The organism is Methylovulum miyakonense HT12 (genome assembly GCF_000384075.1).
Classification (GTDB): domain Bacteria; phylum Pseudomonadota; class Gammaproteobacteria; order Methylococcales; family Methylomonadaceae; genus Methylovulum; species Methylovulum miyakonense.
This window is the reverse complement of record NZ_KB913025.1, coordinates 1,230,723-1,246,721: the sequence shown is the minus strand read 5'-3', so window position 1 is coordinate 1,246,721 and position 15,999 is coordinate 1,230,723. Positions and strand designations below refer to the sequence as shown.

The following is a 15,999-nucleotide window of genomic DNA, read 5'->3' as shown; positions in this document are numbered from 1 at the left end:
GATGACCGTATCATGACCGACAGCCTCCGCATCCCCACACGCCGCTACCAAGACCCCTTAGCACGGGTGTGGTTGGCGTGTGCCGGACAAATGGGTTTCCGTGTCCGGCGCACCACCGAAGCGTACGCATCCAGCGACGGGCGCGGCACGCTGTTGATAGCTGACGATAGCCTGTTCGACCCGGACGACTCGCTCGCGCAAATGGTTTTCCACGAGCTTTGCCACGCGCTGATCGAAGGCGACGTGGGCGAAACCCGCGAAGACTGGGGTTTAAGTTATGCCATCGGCAACAACCCGTGGCGCGAACATGCCTGTTTGCGCTTGCAAGCTTATCTGGCGGGTGGCGTGGGCTTACGGGATTTTTTTGCCCCGACCACCGATTTTCGCGTCAGCTTTTGGCAGGGCCTACTGGAAAACCCGTTCGCCGCGCCTCAAGAAGCGGGCGGATGGCGCGAGCGCAGTTGCATCGCCGCCCGTATCGGCGCATGGCGGGCTTCCTTGCCACGCTGGCAACCGCTGCACCACGCCCTGGCGGCAAGCGCAGCCATTGCCGCCGTTATTCCGCGCCAAATCGCCGACGACCTAGACCCTGCGCTATTACCATCCCTATGGGCTGATACCGTACCACTGCCCCCGTTGCATCCGGCTGGCCATGCGCCCGTTGCCGGTTATTTTCCAGGCCACGGTTGTAATGATTGCGCTTGGCGTTTTACAGAAGTCCCCCACCACTATTGCCAGCACGCGCCGGACATGCCTTTACCTGCCCATGCCCCGGCTTGCCAACGCTGGGAACCCGCCGCCGAACTCGATTGCCTCACCTGTGGCGCGTGTTGCCGCGAAGCTTACGATGCCGTTGAAGTCGGCGATGATGAAGCCATCCATCAATCCCACTCCGACCTAGTGGTCATCGACGGGAACCGCCGCAAACTTAAGCGTACAGGTTCACGCTGCGCCGCCCTGTCCGGCGGCCACACAGCCCACGAAACGTATGCTTGCTTGATTTACCCAGACCGCCCTAGCACCTGCCACGATTTCACCTTAGGCAGCGGCAATTGTTTGGATGCCAGACGGCGGGTCGGGTTGTCATTGTGATGCGCCACACCCAAATTCAATCGAAATGCGCTATTAGGCCTATTAGCTATTGATTTGGCTTATAATGCAAAAAATCTTGCTGCGCCAAAACAATCTCCGAATACTTAAGGATTGACATGTTATGACAACCATCACCGACTTGTCCCAATTGGATTTGAACGCCACTTACAGCTACGCCGATTATCTGACGTGGCGGCTGGAAGAAACCGTGGAACTGATACGCGGCAAAATCATGCTGATGGCGCCCGCGCCCAATGTGAAGCATCAACGAATTTCCCGAAACCTGCTCATAGAACTTGGCAATTACTTTCGCAAAAAACCTTGCCAAATTTTTGATGCCCCGTTCGATGTCAGTCTGTATGACAACCGCAAATCCAAACTGGCTGACCGCGAAATTTTCAGCGTTGTGCAGCCGGATTTATGCGTGATTTGTGACCCGGAAAAGCTGACCACGCAAGGCTGTAGCGGCGCACCGGACTGGATTATCGAAATCCTCTCGCCAGGCAACAGCAAAAAGGAAATGCGCCTGAAATACGATTTGTACCAAGAAAATGGCGTGCTTGAATATTGGCTGGTTTACCCTTACGAACAAGCCGTCTACCAATTTGTCTTAAATACAGAAACCGAACATTATCAATTACATGCCATGTATGCTGGAGATGACATGGCGACACCGTACCTATTCCCCGAATTGTCCATTGATTTGGCGGATGTGTTTGCCGATTAGCACCCACTTAAACATGAAGGAAAACTTATGAGCACCACTTGGGAAACCGTCATTGGTTTGGAAATCCACACCCAATTGTCCACCCAATCTAAAATCTTTTCCGGCGCATCCACCGCGTATGGCGCCGAACCCAACACCCAAGCCTGTGCGGTCGATTTGGGCCTGCCCGGCGTGTTGCCTGTGTTGAACGAAGCTGCCGTGGAAAAAGCCGTGATGTTTGGTTTGGCGATAGATGCACACATCGCCCCACGTTCGGTGTTCGCTCGGAAAAATTACTTTTACCCCGACTTGCCTAAAGGCTACCAAATCAGCCAGATGGATTTGCCTATCGTCGGTAACGGGCACATGGATATTGAAGTCGATGGCGAAACCAAACGTATCGGCATTACCCGTGCGCACTTGGAAGAGGACGCGGGCAAATCCTTGCACGAAAGTTTCCACGGCATGAGCGGCATAGACTTGAACCGCGCCGGTACGCCGTTGCTGGAAATCGTGTCCGAACCGGACATGCGTTCGGCGAAAGAAGCCGTGGCCTATATGCGTAAACTGCACGAATTGGTGCGTTATTTGGGGATTTGCGACGGCAACATGCAGGAAGGTTCGTTCCGCTGTGATGCTAACGTTTCCGTACGTCCGGTGGGCCAAAAAGAATTTGGCACCCGCGTGGAAATCAAGAACATCAATTCCTTCAAATTCGTCGAAAAAGCCATTAACCATGAAGTGGAACGGCATATCGAGCTGATTGAAAACGGCGGCAAAATCGTCCAAGAAACCCGCTTGTACGATGCCAACAAAGACGAAACCCGCTCTATGCGCAGCAAGGAAGAAGCCAACGATTACCGCTACTTCCCCGACCCCGATTTGTTGCCTGTGGTGATTACCGAAGACTTTAAGGCACAAGTCAAAACCACCTTGCCGGAATTGCCCGAAGCCAAAAAACAACGTTTCAAAGACCAATACCAGTTGGATAACGAAAGCGCGACCATTTTGACCTCATCTCGCCCGCTGGCGGATTATTTTGAAAGCGTGGTCGTCGAGTCTAAATGTGAAGCCAAATTGTGCGCCAACTGGGTGACAGGCGAATTGTCCGCTGCGCTCAACAAAGCTGATTTGGAAATCACCGATTCCCCCGTTACAGCCAGTCAATTGGCAGGTTTGTTAGCGCGGATCAGCGACGACACCATTTCAGGCAAAATCGCCAAGCAAGTTTTCGAAGAACTCTGGCAAACGCCAGATTCAACCGCCGACAGCATCATCGAAGCTAAAGGCTTGAAACAAATCACCGACACCGGAGCGATTGAAGCCGTCATCGACCAAATTATCGCCGCCAACGGCAAGCAAGTCGAGCAATACCGAGGTGGTAATGACAAAGTCTTTGGCTTTTTTGTCGGGCAAGTGATGAAGGCGATGCAGGGTAAAGCGAATCCAGCGGAAGTGAATAAGATGTTGATGGCGAAGTTGAAAGCTTAAGTTTTAAGGCGACTAACGATAATCAGGCAATCCAATGAAACACACATTTACTTTGGAATATTGGCAAGATGACGGTTGGTACGTCGGCAAATTGAAGAAAGTGCCTGGCGTATTTAGCCAAGGCGAAACCCTAGCAGAGCTGGAAGAAAATATTGGCGATGCTTATTTGCTGATGATGGAGCAATCATGAAAACCAAAGACCTGATAGCAGAAGCGGTTTCCTTACCCGTTGAAGAACGGGCGATAGTGCTTGATTCATTGCTCCGAAGCTTAAATACCCCTGACTCAGAAATTGATGCTAAATGGGCAGAGCTTGCACAATCGCGCTTGCAGCAACTCAAATCAGGTGAAATAACACCCATTTCAAGTGCCGATGCGTTCAAAATATTTGGCATACAAAAACTTAAATCATGATCCGCGCTCTCCAAATCAATAATTACAAATCCCTGCACGAGCTAAAGCTGGACGTAGGCCGTTTTAACGTCTTGATCGGCGAAAACGGTTGCGGGAAAAGTAACGTGTTGGAGGCGATTGCGTTGGCGGCGGCGACGGCGGCGGATAAATTGGATAATGGGTTTTTGGTTTCTAGGGGAATTCGTGTAACTGAACCCCAGTTAATGCGGGCTGCTTTTAGTGAGGAGAATTTGCGAAAGCACATATTGCTTCGAGTCGATTATCAAAATGCGAGCGGAGCACATGAATATGTCATTAGTCACAATAATGAGCCTTATACGAAATGGACCAGATCTACTAACAGATTAATAGAAGAAATTAAAGAATGGATATACAAATTTAATCAGGAACAAAAAAAGGAGATTGAGGATATATTAAATAAAGCAAAAATTGCTGATATTGATGAAGAAATAGTAAAAATTACTGCTGAAGAGGCATTTAATTCAAGGAAAAAACTAGCATTTAACTCTTTTTCTTGGATATTTCCTAACAAAGAAGAATTCGAAAGTTTTGTTATAGATTCTGAAATTATTACAAATGAAGAAGCCCGGCTAAAAAACTTCTTAATCTACTCTCCAGAAAACACCGCCCTGAGAAATTTCAGCAAAGAAGGCCAAATCGAACCATTAGGCATCAATGGCGAAGGCTTACTGAAACTGTTAAAAGTGATCCAAAGCAAATCGCCCGAACAATTGGAAGAAATTGTCACTTGTTTGGAATTGTTCGATTGGTTCGATAACTTGCATATTCCAGAAAATTTTTCGTCATACGAAGACAAAGTCACCATCACTGACCGATTTTTAAGCACCGCTTTCGACCAACGCAGTGCCAATGAAGGCTTTTTGTTTGTGCTGTTTTACATTGCTTTAATGGTTTCTGACGACACCCCGAAAATCTTCGCGATTGATAATATTGATGTCGCGCTCAACCCTAAACTGTGTACCAAACTGATTAAAGAATTGGTGCGCTTGGCAAAAAAATACGACAAACAAGTCTTTGTCACCACCCACAATCCCGCCATTTTGGACGGTATTGATTTAGGTGACGATGAACAGCGTTTATTGGTGTTGAAACGCAATAAAGAAGGCCATACGCGGGTTAAACGCATTGAATTAAAAGACAAACCACGTTCATCAACGGATGAAGAATTGCGCTTATCAGAAGCTTTTTTACGCGGCTATTTAGGCGGCTTGCCGAAAGGGTTTTAGGCTTATGTTGTTTGGCTTGGCGTGTGAAGGCCCTACCGATCAAATCACGATTGAAAATATTTTATGCGGTTATTTTGACAATCCAGACCTTGGCGAACACATCACCGAATTACAACCACCGTTTGACGAATCCGACCAAAAACACGGTGATGGTGGCTGGCCTCTATTATTCAAATATTTAGCATCCACCCGGTTTCGTGACGACGTGTTCAACACGGATTATGTAATTTTGCAGATTGATAGCGATATTGCCGAGAAAATCCCCGTGCCGCATCGTGATAACAATGGCAATGAACTGGCTGCTGAGTTGTTGATTACCAACATCCAATCCCAACTGATCGCCAGCATCAACAGTGGTGCCAATGGCTTTTACGAAACTCACGCCGAGAAAATTATTTTCGCCATTTGTGTGCATTCCTTGGAATGTTGGCTAGTTGCCCATCATGGCGAACAAAACACCATCCATGATTGTTTTGAGGTGTTAAAAACAGTCACCTTTCCCAAACATATCCGAGTTGCGAAAAAACGCCGAAATTATGACCAACTCAGCCAACCGTTTTTAAAACGGCAAAATCTTATCGCCACTGCCTCAAAAGACACGAGCTTAAAACTTTTTCTCAAAGCGTTGGAACATATTGAAGTCAGTCTTGATTGATATTCACTATCTAACACGTAACATTACGCTAAACTACCTATCTTTAAACCCTTAACTTACCTTTCGGAACATTCTTTTGATCTCTACAGCTAACATCACCATGCAATTCGGGGCTAAGCCCTTGTTTGAAAACGTCTCGGTCAAATTCGGCGACGGTAACCGTTACGGCCTGATTGGCGCGAACGGCTGCGGCAAATCCACGTTTATGAAAATCCTCAGCGGCGATTTGGAGCCGTCGGCTGGCAATGTCAGCATCACGCCGAATGAGCGGCTGGGCAATTTGCGTCAGGATCAATTTGCCTATGAAAACTTCCGCGTGTTGGATGTGGTGCTGATGGGCCATGCCGAAATGTGGTCGGCGATGTCCGAACGCGACGCCATTTACGCCAACTTGGAAGCCACCGAAGACGACTACATGCACGCTGCCGAACTGGAATCGGTGTTTGCCGAATTTGGCGGCTACACCGCCGAAGCCCGTGCCGGGGAAATTTTGCTAGGCCTAGACATCCCGGTAGAACAACATCAAGGCCCGATGGGCGCAGTCGCGCCGGGCTGGAAACTGCGGGTATTGCTGGCGCAAGCCTTGTTCGCCAATCCCGACATCATGCTCTTGGACGAGCCGACCAACAACTTGGACATCAACACCATCCGCTGGCTGGAAAACATCCTCAACGAGCGCAATTGCACCATGGTCATCATTTCGCATGACCGCCACTTCTTGAACAGCGTTTGTACGCACATGGCGGATATGGATTACGGCGAATTGCGCGTGTATCCAGGCAATTATGATGATTACATGGTCGCTGTCACCGAAGTGCGCGAACGTTTATTGGCGGGCAACGCCAAGAAAAAAGCCCAGATCGCCGAGTTGCAAACTTTCGTCAGCCGCTTCTCCGCGAACGCTTCCAAAGCTAAGCAGGCCACCTCCCGTGCCAAACAATTGGACAAAATCAAACTGGATGAAGTGAAGCCATCCAGCCGCGTCAACCCCTTCATCCGTTTTGACCAAACCAAAAAGCTGCACCGATTGGCATTGGAAGTCGAAGGATTGAGTAAAGGCTACGGCGCTGAACCACTGTTCCAAAACCTTAACCTGATGATTGCCGTCGGTGAGCGGGTGGCGGTGATCGGCCCTAACGGTATTGGTAAATCCACGTTACTGAAAACCTTAGTTGGCGACTTGACACCAGATAAAGGTATTGTCAAATGGTCGGAAAATTCCGAAGTCGGTTATTTCGCGCAAGACCACGCCGATGATTTTGCCGAAGATTTGAGCCTGATCGAATGGATGGGGCAGTGGCGCAAGGAATCGGATGATGACCAAACGATACGCGGCACCTTGGGGCGGCTGTTATTTTCCAGCGATGACATTAACAAATCCGTCAAAGTGCTGTCAGGTGGCGAACAAGGCCGGATGCTGTTCGGCAAACTGATCCTGCAAAAAAACAACATCATGGTGATGGACGAACCGACCAACCATTTGGATATGGAGTCGATTGAATCCTTGAACACGGCGTTGGAAAACTATCCAGGTACTTTAATTTTTGTCAGCCATGACCGTGAGTTTGTGTCTTCGTTAGCAACGCGCATTATCGAATTGACTCCGAACGGCATTGTCGATTTTAACGGCAATTATGAGGATTATTTGAACAGCCAGGCCTGATGTTAAGCAGGGCGCTTTCTTGCCCATGCACCAACTGTTTACCATTTAGCTTTGCTGTTGGTTTTGCGTTATTTGGCTGCCTTTTAGTGAAAAAAGCCACATATTATTAATGGATAACAGATTTTGCTGCCGATATAATCGAGGCCGGTAAGTGGGGTTTCATTATAGCTGGCAGTTTCATTGAAGGTTGCAAGTGAGGTTACTGGGACAACTGGTTTACTGAATGGCGTTATTAACTTATTGAATCAACAGGATAGAGGATAATGAAAAGAAAATTAGCTATTGCGGTTAGTAAGATGATGGTGCTGGGTTGTGCTTTCTGGGGCGGTTCGGTTATTGCAAGTGACCGATGGGCGATGAACCAAGCGAACCCATCGCATACGGGCTATGTGCCCGTGACGATAAATCCCAGTGATATTGCTTTCCGTTGGAAAAAAAGTGTGGGTTCGAGCGCATTAAGCCCCGTTACCGTAGCACAAAACCAAATCTATGTTTCCGTCCCTGGTTATTTTGGTAACCAACATCTTTATGCCATTAAAAAAAATGGCAATTTGGCATGGGGTAAAAGTTTTTCCGGTATTTTTTCTGTGAATCCACCCAGTTATGACAGCGGTAAGGTTTATTTGCAAACAGTCAATAATGATGGCGATACTTATCTACGTGCTTATGATGCAAAAAGTGGCAATATCCTTTTTCAATCCCTACATGGGGCGCAATGGGAAACCTATTTATCCCCAACGATTTACAAAAACAACGTGTATGTAAACGGCGGCGCTTATGGCGGAATGTATTCGTTTGATGGTACTAAAGACCATGAAAATTGGTTTTATGCTGGTTTGCCACAAGTGGATCGTTGGACTCCTGCTGTTGACGAAAAATGGGCTTATTCGTATATAGGATCGCTTTATGCAGTAGACCGATTAACTGGCAAATTAGGGTTCAGCATAATTAATTCTGGCGAGCAGGCTGAAGTGCCAATGCTAGGTGGTTTGAACGATGTGTTCGTTGTTGACGGCGGCTTGTTAAGCAAATTTAAAACAGACACTAAAAAAATTGCTTGGCAAAAAACCTATAATTTTAATGAAGATTACACAGGACAACCTGCTTTAGCGAATAATGTGGTTTACGCAGGCACGACACAAGGTTCATTAGTCGCCCTCGACCAAGTGACGGGTAAAACCTTATGGGCGTGGAAAAACACGGTCAAAGACAGTGTTATCAACAATCTAGTGGCCACCAAATCGCATGTGTTCTTCGCCACTGCAAACAAGGTTTATGCCATAGACATTAAGACCCACCAAAACGTTTGGTCTTACACCGCGTCCGGGCAGCTGGCTTTAGGTGAAAGCGGGCTGTATGTCGCCAGCGGGGATGGCAAGCTCACCGCTTTCAAACTGGGTTTGCCCGACATTTTCACTCCGTCCGAAGTATCTTTTCCACGGACAGCCATTAATGCAATGGCCACGAAGAAAATATCAATTATGAATGTGGGTGACAAGGAATTGGCGGTCAACTCAATTGCATCTAATAATTCAGCATTTGTCGTCTCATCTCCAAGCCCATTTGTGATTGCGCCTAACCAATCTAAAGTGGTTGAGGTTAATTTTGAACCCAAAAATGTTGGAATTATTGAAACCAGCTTGGTTGTTAAAAGCAATGACGAAAGCGAGCCTGAAACGCTCGTCCATTTGAAAGGTAGGGCTATCAATTAAGCTAATCAACATGGCCTTAATGCTTTGCTGGTTGCGCCACTAGATACGCGGGGCTCAAAACCTGTTTTTGGGCTCCATGTACAAGCACCCCGTCTGCTAAATCCCCTCCCTAGCTTGCCTCATCACTTGCTTCAAATCCCTGACCGTTTGCGCCAAGCCTGAAAACACCGCTTGGGCGATAATCGAATGCCCTATGTTCAGCTCGACAATTTGCGGTATTGCGCAAATGGCCTCGACATTATGGAAATTTAAGCCATGCCCGGCGTTCACTTGCAATCCGGCGCTGTGCGCATAGTGCGCGGCGGCTTTGATGCGTGCCCACTCTTCGGCTTGTGATGCAGCTGTGGGCGCATCGGCATAGCCGCCTGTGTGCAATTCGATGACGGGAGCCGCGGCGGCCACGGCGGCGTCAATTTGCGCAAAATCCGGGTCGATGAACAGCGACACTTCAATCCCGGCCCCGGCCAGTTTGGCGCAAGCTTGTTGCAGGCGGGGCAGGTTGCCCGCGACATCCAAACCGCCTTCGGTGGTCAGTTCGGTGCGTTTTTCCGGCACTAGGCAGCAGGCATATGGTTTGACTTGGGTGGCGATGGCGAGCATTTCATCGGTCACCGCCATTTCCAAGTTCAGGCGCGTGTGCAGTATGTCTTTAAGCAAATAAATGTCGCGGTCTTGGATATGGCGGCGGTCTTCGCGCAGATGCGCGGTGATGCCGTCAGCGCCCGCTTGTTCGGCAACCAGAGCCGCTTGTACGGGATCGGGGTAACGGGTGCCGCGGGCTTGCCGCAGCGTGGCGACATGGTCGATGTTTACGCCTAACAGGATGGGTTGTTTGTTCATTTTTATTCTGCTAAAAAATGTTGGGTCAGTTTTATCCACGAAAAACATGAAAAAGTTTGGTAGGGCACACCCTGCTTTCTAGGGCAATGCCCGTCGCTTTTCCATTGATTTTATGATATTTTTTAAAGATCCGGCTCATCTAAAGGAGCGCAGCTAAGACCGCTTAAGTATACCTTATATCTTGGTTCGGGTTCTTGGCAGGCAAAACTATAACCCTGGGCGGTCATATTTCCGTCCTTTTGCTATTTACCCAATTTTGCAAGACCGTGCTGAAACGGCGGGTTGGCGTCAAGAAATATCGGGCGGCCCTAGCCAATTTCAAGGCATGGTGCCGAGAAAATCGGGGCTTGTGTAAGCCGGTGTTATTTGCCAAATTGAACCAGAAGCTGAAGGCTACCTACAGGACATAACTGGCGTAGCCAGAGACGCCGCTACAATTGGACAGGGTTTATTGCCCTGATCAACGGCTTTAATTTATCTACCCCCCCCGTATATATCATGATTTCTAAGTACCGATATGCTGTGTGCGAAGCGGACAACGTTGAAAAGCCCGCTGCGGTAATTCTGCACGCCGGGATTTGTGAGGGGGTCGCCAGGCAACTGGCTGCCCTGCCTTGATGGCACCATAGTCGGGAGAAATATATGCAATACAGTTACCGGGACGACTTGGCCTATATCCACGATGCAGGCTTTGGCCACTTGGCGGAGCGCGCTGCCCCCATGCTTATCGAGGAATTGCAACGTGCCGGAATTCAGGGCGGAATTGTGGTCGACCTGGGGTGTGGCAGTGGGATTATGGCACGCTTGCTTCATGACGCCGGCTATGAAGTTGTCGGAATCGACCTTTCCACGCCACTCGTCGAGATGGCCCGCAACCGGGTTCCCGAAGCGGTATTCCGCATCGGTTCCTTTGTGACAGAAGACATCCCCCCTTGCGTTGCCGTAACGGCTATCGGGGAGGTTCTCAACTACGCTTTCGATGAGGCAAATTGCACTGCCGTCCGGGCCAGGGCATTTCGCCGGATTTATGCGGCGCTTGCCCCAGGCGGATTGCTGGTCTTCGATATGGCCGGGCCTGCCCGCGCCCCTTCTGACAGTCCACAGCGGACATTTACCGAAGGCTCCGATTGGGCCGTGCTGATGGAAGCAGAAACCGATCGTCCCCACCGCTTACTGACGCGGCGCATAACGACCTTCCGGAAGCTCGGGGAGCTTTATCGCCGCGATTTTGAAACGCATCAGCTCCAGCTGGTCGACCCGGTAGAGGTCGTGGCGTCATTGCAGGGAATCGGCTTTTGCGTGCAGACATTAGCTTGCTATGGCCCGCTAGCCTTGCCACAGGGACTCACCGGATTTCTGGCAAGAAAGCCTTGAGCGGGACGGGATTTCGTACCCAATGCCGTTAAGTTAAGGGTTTTTCCGTTCATCCTGAGCCCTTCGATACCTCAGGAGAGCCTTGTCGAAGGAAGAATGGAAAAATCCGACACGCCTAAGTTAAGCCGTTCATGCTTCGACAAGTCTCAGCACGAACGGCTTAACTTAATGGCATTGATTTCGTACCCCCATCCCTGACGATGCCTCCGCGGTCTTTGAATACAACAAACTTGGCGGCGGGGGTGACATGCCCTATCCGGCCGGAAAAAATTATCATAAAATCAATGTGGCAGCATGCGTGACGCACCCTACGGCAGAATGTAAAAAGCAAAAACCCGGCCGTTTGAAGTAGCTGTGTAGCCCAGTTTAGTTTTGGAGGTGAGGCAAATGAACATCCTATCATCCACTATCAAAGGCATGCTGTTCGATTTGGATGGCGTGCTCTACGTTGGCCCCACCGCCGTCGATGGTGCCGTTGAGGCCGTACGGAGAATTCATGCCAGTGGCTTGCCGTGCCGTTTTGTCACCAACACCAGCACCTTATCGTTGGCATCCTTGCAACAAAAAATGCTCGCTTTGGGGTTTCCTATAGCCCGCGATGAAATTATCAGCGCACCCCAAGCCACGTTGCTTTATTTGAAACGCCAGCAAAATCCAGTGTGCCGTTTGCTGTTGGCTGAGGATGTGAAGCAAGACTTTAAGCGTTTCCGCCAGTCGGACACCGAAGCAAACTACATCGTCGTCGGCGACATTGGCGATGCGTGGTCTTATCCCTTGTTGAACGAAGTTTTCAATTGCCTGATGCAGGGCGCAAAACTGATCGCCATCCATAAAAATCGGTTCTGGCAAACGGAGCATGGCCTGCAAATGGATATTGGCGGGTTCATTGCTGGCCTGGAATATGCCAGCGGCTCCACCGCCATGATTATCGGCAAACCTTCCGCTGATTTTTTCCAAATCGCTTTGGATGATATGGGGCTGCAAGCCCATGAAGCCGCCATCATAGGCGATGATATTGATGTGGACGTGGGCGGAGGGCAGCGGGCGGGCCTAAAAGGGGTTTTGGTGAAAACCGGCAAGTATCGGCAGGCCTATGCCGGGTCGTCCGCGGTCAGGCCGGATTTGGTTATAGATTCCATCAGGGATTTGCCTGGCTTACTGGGTTGTTGATGCCCCAAGATGCAGGCTATTGGCGCTTTGTTTGTGGGTCAACATTGCCTGCCACCTATCCGCTAGGGTTTGTGCCCTCAACGGCTTCGGGCGCTTAACCGATTGCGTCAAGCCTGGAACGCCGCTTTGGCGATGGTCGGATGTCCGATATTCAATTCAACGGCTTGCGGGATGGCAGAAATCGCTTCCATATTTTGGAGATGCCAGCCCTTAACGTTTCAATTTTACGGCTATCTTTGGATGCAACCGTAAATTTTGCGGCGGGTGCCGATTTGTCTCCTCCGGCCAGCAAGCCCGTAAGGAGCGAAGCGGATTACGGGATTTTCCAACTCCGCCCATGCCGTATTTAATCAAGTTGATTCGGTACGGGTGTTTGAAATGGGGAATTGTGCGGTTTCGAGACCCCGTATTTCGCTATCGCTGCATACGGGCTCGTATCTCTCCAAGCAATTATATATTGCTTAGCCAAGTAGGGTGGGCACATGCTGTTCGTGCCCACGCAAAACAAATTCGCAATGTAACGGTGGGCAAAAAAGCGTTGCCCACCCTACCAGGCTTTGTTTTAGGTGGGCCAACGTTGCCTGCCACCTATCCCTAGGGATTGCGCCCTCAACGGTTTCGGGCGCTTAACCGCTTGCGCCCAGCCTGAAATGCCGTATTTAATCAAGTTGATTCGGTACGGGTGTTTGAAATTGGGAATTGTGCGGTTTCGAGACCCCGTATTTCGCTATCGCTGCATACGGGCTACCTTGCTGGTGGATGGAGCTACCTTCAGCCAAGTAGGGTGGGCACATGCTGTTCGTGCCCACGCAAAACAAATTCGCAATGTAACGGTGGGCAAAAAAGCGTTGCCCACCCTACCAGGCTAGAATCAAAAATAAAGCGGGGCTTTAAATGAAATTTATATCTAATCTTGGTGTGTTTATATGTCCACACATTTTCGAAAACACAAGACCAATTCTGTTAGTCATTCACGATGAAGGAGACTGGCAGTGTCTTTGTGGACAATATGATCATGATGGTAAAGGTCATCTTGTGGGCATAGGACACTTAATACAAAGGGATGCCTCTCTTGATGAATTATTTGATTTGCAGGATGGGTGGGAAGCAGAGAGGGCATCAGAGAATGATGCGTGGATTAGGCGATTTGTTAATATAAATCAGGGCACAAATCCAGATACCGTTCAATAAAACCCGCAAGGTGTCAGCAAGTAGCGAGTAGCCCGTATGGAGTAAAACGGAATACGGGTTTTTTCGGCAACGATATGCCGTATTTAACCGTGCTGTTCCGGCACGGGGTTTTCGGAATTGGGTATTATGCGGTTCCGAACCCCGTATTCCGCTATCGCTGTATACGGGCTACTCGCTTTTTTCGTGCTTTTCGTATCTTTCGTGGACACTAAAATCAAACCTTTTCCAATTTGGCAAATGCCAGCATCAGCCATTTAGGGCCTTCGGGGAATTTGATCTGCACCCGCTCCTTCGCGCCTTCGCCTTCGGTTTGCAAGATCGTGCCGATGCCAAATTTTTCGTGTTTGACTTTTTCTCCGGCCTTGAAACTATGGCCTTCGGTCAACACCGCGGGTTTGGCGGCGACGTTGATGTGGGCGACCGGACGTTGCACTTGCGCCCGTTGCCGCACTTCCTGGATGGTGTCGGCAGGGATTTCACGCAAGAAGCGCGACGGCCTGGGGTAGCTTTCGCGCCCGTACAATTGCCGAGATTCGCTGTAAGTGATGTAAAGCTGGCGCATGGCGCGGGTGATGCCGACGTAGCAGAGGCGGCGTTCTTCTTCCAAACGGGCGATGTCATCAACGGACTGTTGCGACGGGAATAGCCCTTCTTCCAGGCCGACCAAAAACACCAGCTTAAATTCCAGGCCCTTAGCGGAATGCAGGGTCATCAGTTGCACACAGTCTTCAAATTCTTCCGCTTGCATGTCGCCGGATTCCAGCGCGGCGTGGGACAGGAAGCGGTCCAATTCGGTGAAGTTGTCCTCGTCGTCCGGCAGGTTGGCGGTTTCAAAATGGCGGGCGGCGTTGACCAATTCTTCCAAGTTTTCGACTTTTTCTTCGGCTTTATCTTTATCTTTTTTGTAAAAATCTTTCAGGCCGCTGCTTTCAATGACGGTTTTGACTTTTTCATGCAGGGTGGAATCCGCCGTGTCGTCGCCCAGTTTTTTGATCAGCAACAGGAAGCCGTTCAAGGCGTTGGCGGCGCGGGCCGACAGTTGCCCGCTTTGCAGCAATAAAATCGCGGCCGACCAGAGCGATGTGGTTTGCCCGCGGGCAAGGTTGCGGATGTCGTCCAAGGATTTTGCGCCTATGCCGCGCGTGGGTGTGTTGATGACACGTTCGAACGAGGCGTCGTCGTGGCGGTTGGCCATCAGCCGCAAATAGGCGAGGGCGGTCTTGATTTCGGCGCGGTCAAAAAAGCGCAAGCCGCCGTAGACTCGGTAAGGCATCCCGGCTTGCATCAGGCGTTCTTCAAATTGCCGTGATTGCGCGTTGGAGCGGTACAAAATTGCCACGTCACTGCGCATCCCGCCGTCGTTGACCCAGGCACGGATGCGTTCGACGACAAAATAGGCTTCGTCCTGTTCGTTGAAGGCGACGTACAGCAAAATCGGCTCGCCCGTGCCGGATTCGGTCCACAATTCCTTGCCCATGCGCCCGCTGTTGTTGGCGATGATTTTGTTGGCGGCGGCGAGGATGTTGCCCGTCGAGCGGTAGTTTTGTTCGAGCTTAATGACTTGGTGGCCTGGATTGTCTTTCTGGAAGCGGTAGATGTTTTCGATTTTCGCGCCGCGCCAACCGTAAATGGATTGGTCATCGTCGCCGACCACGAACAGGTTGTTGGCATCCTGCGTCAACAGCCGCAACCACGCGTATTGGATGCTGTTGGTGTCTTGGAACTCGTCGACATGGACATGCTGGAAACGTTGGCGGTAATGCGCCAACACGCCGGGGTTGTCGCGCAGCAATTCATGGGCGCGGAGCAGCAATTCGGCAAAATCAACTAGGCCGGAGCGGTCGCACAGTTGTTCGTAAGCGAGGTAAATTTGTAGCATCGTGCGCTGGTAGACATCGCCGACATCGGCGGTATGGCGGGCACGGATGCCTTCGTCTTTTTGCGCGTTGATATGCCACTGTATTTGTTTGGCGGGCCATTTGGCCTCATCGTAACCCAGTGACACCAATATCCGTTTGATGACGCGCAACTGGTCAGCCGAATCCATGACTTGGAAGCTGTCCGGCAAGCGTGCCTCGGTCGTGTGGCGGCGTAATAGGCGGTGCGCCAAACCGTGGAAGGTGCCTATCCACAAGCTGTGTGCCGACATGTCCAGCAAAGTTTCGATACGGCTGCGCATTTCGCGGGCGGCTTTGTTGGTGAACGTCACGGCGAGCAGGCTGTGCGGCGCGTGCCGTCCGGCGACGATTTGCCAGGCCATACGGTGCACCAGCACCCGGGTTTTGCCGCTGCCGGCACCGGCCAACACCAGCATGGCCCCTGAATCGGCGGTGACGGCCAACCGTTGCGCGTCATTCAAAGGGTCTATTATTGCAGTTACATCCATAGAAAATTATATCGCTTGCAGAATTTTGGGAGCTGTGTATATTTGTTGCCGCCCTTGC

General features: G+C 50.4%; 14 protein-coding genes. 12 read left to right on the top strand and 2 right to left on the bottom strand.

Going from position 1 to position 15,999, the window contains the following annotated elements; all coding sequences use genetic code 11:
• The first annotated feature begins 12 nt into the window (after positions 1 to 12).
• From METMI_RS0106495 to METMI_RS0106455, 9 genes are all read left to right on the top strand, one after another.
• Positions 13 to 1,092, top strand: coding sequence for a YkgJ family cysteine cluster protein (locus tag METMI_RS0106495; RefSeq protein ID WP_019865462.1), 1,080 nt, complete (start codon positions 13 to 15; stop codon positions 1,090 to 1,092).
• 121 nt (positions 1,093 to 1,213) lie between these two features.
• A complete protein-coding gene (locus tag METMI_RS0106490; RefSeq protein ID WP_019865461.1) occupies positions 1,214 to 1,819 on the top strand; it encodes a Uma2 family endonuclease in 606 nt (201 codons plus the stop codon).
• 27 nt (positions 1,820 to 1,846) lie between these two features.
• Positions 1,847 to 3,289, top strand: coding sequence for an Asp-tRNA(Asn)/Glu-tRNA(Gln) amidotransferase subunit GatB (gene gatB / locus METMI_RS0106485; protein WP_019865460.1), 1,443 nt, complete (start codon positions 1,847 to 1,849; stop codon positions 3,287 to 3,289).
• Between the two features lie 34 nt (positions 3,290 to 3,323).
• Positions 3,324 to 3,479, top strand: coding sequence for a type II toxin-antitoxin system HicB family antitoxin (locus METMI_RS26065; protein ID WP_019865459.1), 156 nt, complete (start codon positions 3,324 to 3,326; stop codon positions 3,477 to 3,479).
• Positions 3,476 to 3,703, top strand: coding sequence for an addiction module protein (locus METMI_RS0106475; RefSeq protein WP_019865458.1), 228 nt, complete (start codon positions 3,476 to 3,478; stop codon positions 3,701 to 3,703). Before METMI_RS26065 ends, METMI_RS0106475 begins: the two co-directional genes overlap by 4 nt.
• Positions 3,700 to 4,950: an AAA family ATPase gene (locus METMI_RS0106470; protein WP_019865457.1), complete on the top strand. Its 1,251-nt coding sequence runs from the start codon at positions 3,700 to 3,702 to the stop codon at positions 4,948 to 4,950. The genes METMI_RS0106475 and METMI_RS0106470 overlap by 4 nt, the downstream gene beginning before the upstream one ends.
• A 4-nt stretch (positions 4,951 to 4,954) precedes the next feature.
• Positions 4,955 to 5,605: a hypothetical protein gene (locus METMI_RS23290; RefSeq protein ID WP_019865456.1), complete on the top strand. Its 651-nt coding sequence runs from the start codon at positions 4,955 to 4,957 to the stop codon at positions 5,603 to 5,605.
• A 76-nt stretch (positions 5,606 to 5,681) separates the two neighbouring features.
• Entirely contained in the window at positions 5,682 to 7,268 is a 1,587-nt protein-coding gene (locus METMI_RS0106460) for an ABC-F family ATPase (protein WP_029151516.1), read from the top strand.
• Positions 7,269 to 7,531: 263 nt separating this feature from the next.
• Positions 7,532 to 8,980 carry an outer membrane protein assembly factor BamB family protein gene (locus METMI_RS0106455; RefSeq protein ID WP_019865454.1) on the top strand — a complete coding sequence of 483 codons (1,449 nt, stop codon included), beginning with the start codon at positions 7,532 to 7,534 and terminating at the stop codon, positions 8,978 to 8,980.
• A 96-nt stretch (positions 8,981 to 9,076) separates the two neighbouring features.
• Here METMI_RS0106455 and pdxJ read toward each other — a convergent pair whose 3' ends face one another.
• Positions 9,077 to 9,820 carry a pyridoxine 5'-phosphate synthase gene (gene pdxJ, locus METMI_RS0106450; protein WP_019865453.1) on the bottom strand — a complete coding sequence of 248 codons (744 nt, stop codon included), beginning with the start codon at positions 9,818 to 9,820 and terminating at the stop codon, positions 9,077 to 9,079.
• 642 nt (positions 9,821 to 10,462) lie between these two features.
• Between pdxJ and METMI_RS0106445 the strand changes: the two genes are divergently transcribed.
• The 3 genes from METMI_RS0106445 to METMI_RS0106425 all read left to right on the top strand — a co-directional run bounded on the left by METMI_RS0106445 (position 10,463) and on the right by METMI_RS0106425 (position 13,555).
• Positions 10,463 to 11,194, top strand: coding sequence for a class I SAM-dependent methyltransferase (locus tag METMI_RS0106445; RefSeq protein WP_019865452.1), 732 nt, complete (start codon positions 10,463 to 10,465; stop codon positions 11,192 to 11,194).
• Positions 11,195 to 11,581: 387 nt separating this feature from the next.
• The gene (locus METMI_RS0106435; protein WP_019865450.1) at positions 11,582 to 12,364 is read left to right on the top strand and encodes a TIGR01458 family HAD-type hydrolase; all 783 of its coding nucleotides are present in this window, start codon (positions 11,582 to 11,584) and stop codon (positions 12,362 to 12,364) included.
• 894 nt (positions 12,365 to 13,258) lie between these two features.
• Positions 13,259 to 13,555, top strand: a complete 297-nt coding sequence (locus tag METMI_RS0106425; protein ID WP_019865449.1) for a hypothetical protein — start codon at positions 13,259 to 13,261, stop codon at positions 13,553 to 13,555.
• Between the two features lie 214 nt (positions 13,556 to 13,769).
• Here the strand turns inward: METMI_RS0106425 and uvrD are convergent, their stop codons facing one another.
• Positions 13,770 to 15,941, bottom strand: coding sequence for a DNA helicase II (gene uvrD, locus METMI_RS0106420; protein WP_019865448.1), 2,172 nt, complete (start codon positions 15,939 to 15,941; stop codon positions 13,770 to 13,772).
• Between the last annotated feature and the right edge of the window lie 58 nt (positions 15,942 to 15,999).

Coding starts and splice junctions, on each gene's coding strand:
- METMI_RS0106495 (WP_019865462.1), top strand. CDS start 13: ATGACCGACAGCCTCCGCATCCCCACACGCCGCTACCAAGACCCCTTA.
- METMI_RS0106490 (WP_019865461.1), top strand. CDS start 1,214: ATGACAACCATCACCGACTTGTCCCAATTGGATTTGAACGCCACTTAC.
- gatB (WP_019865460.1), top strand. CDS start 1,847: ATGAGCACCACTTGGGAAACCGTCATTGGTTTGGAAATCCACACCCAA.
- METMI_RS26065 (WP_019865459.1), top strand. CDS start 3,324: ATGAAACACACATTTACTTTGGAATATTGGCAAGATGACGGTTGGTAC.
- METMI_RS0106475 (WP_019865458.1), top strand. CDS start 3,476: ATGAAAACCAAAGACCTGATAGCAGAAGCGGTTTCCTTACCCGTTGAA.
- METMI_RS0106470 (WP_019865457.1), top strand. CDS start 3,700: ATGATCCGCGCTCTCCAAATCAATAATTACAAATCCCTGCACGAGCTA.
- METMI_RS23290 (WP_019865456.1), top strand. CDS start 4,955: ATGTTGTTTGGCTTGGCGTGTGAAGGCCCTACCGATCAAATCACGATT.
- METMI_RS0106455 (WP_019865454.1), top strand. CDS start 7,532: ATGAAAAGAAAATTAGCTATTGCGGTTAGTAAGATGATGGTGCTGGGT.
- pdxJ (WP_019865453.1), bottom strand. CDS start 9,820: ATGAACAAACAACCCATCCTGTTAGGCGTAAACATCGACCATGTCGCC.
- METMI_RS0106445 (WP_019865452.1), top strand. CDS start 10,463: ATGCAATACAGTTACCGGGACGACTTGGCCTATATCCACGATGCAGGC.
- METMI_RS0106435 (WP_019865450.1), top strand. CDS start 11,582: ATGAACATCCTATCATCCACTATCAAAGGCATGCTGTTCGATTTGGAT.
- METMI_RS0106425 (WP_019865449.1), top strand. CDS start 13,259: ATGAAATTTATATCTAATCTTGGTGTGTTTATATGTCCACACATTTTC.
- uvrD (WP_019865448.1), bottom strand. CDS start 15,941: ATGGATGTAACTGCAATAATAGACCCTTTGAATGACGCGCAACGGTTG.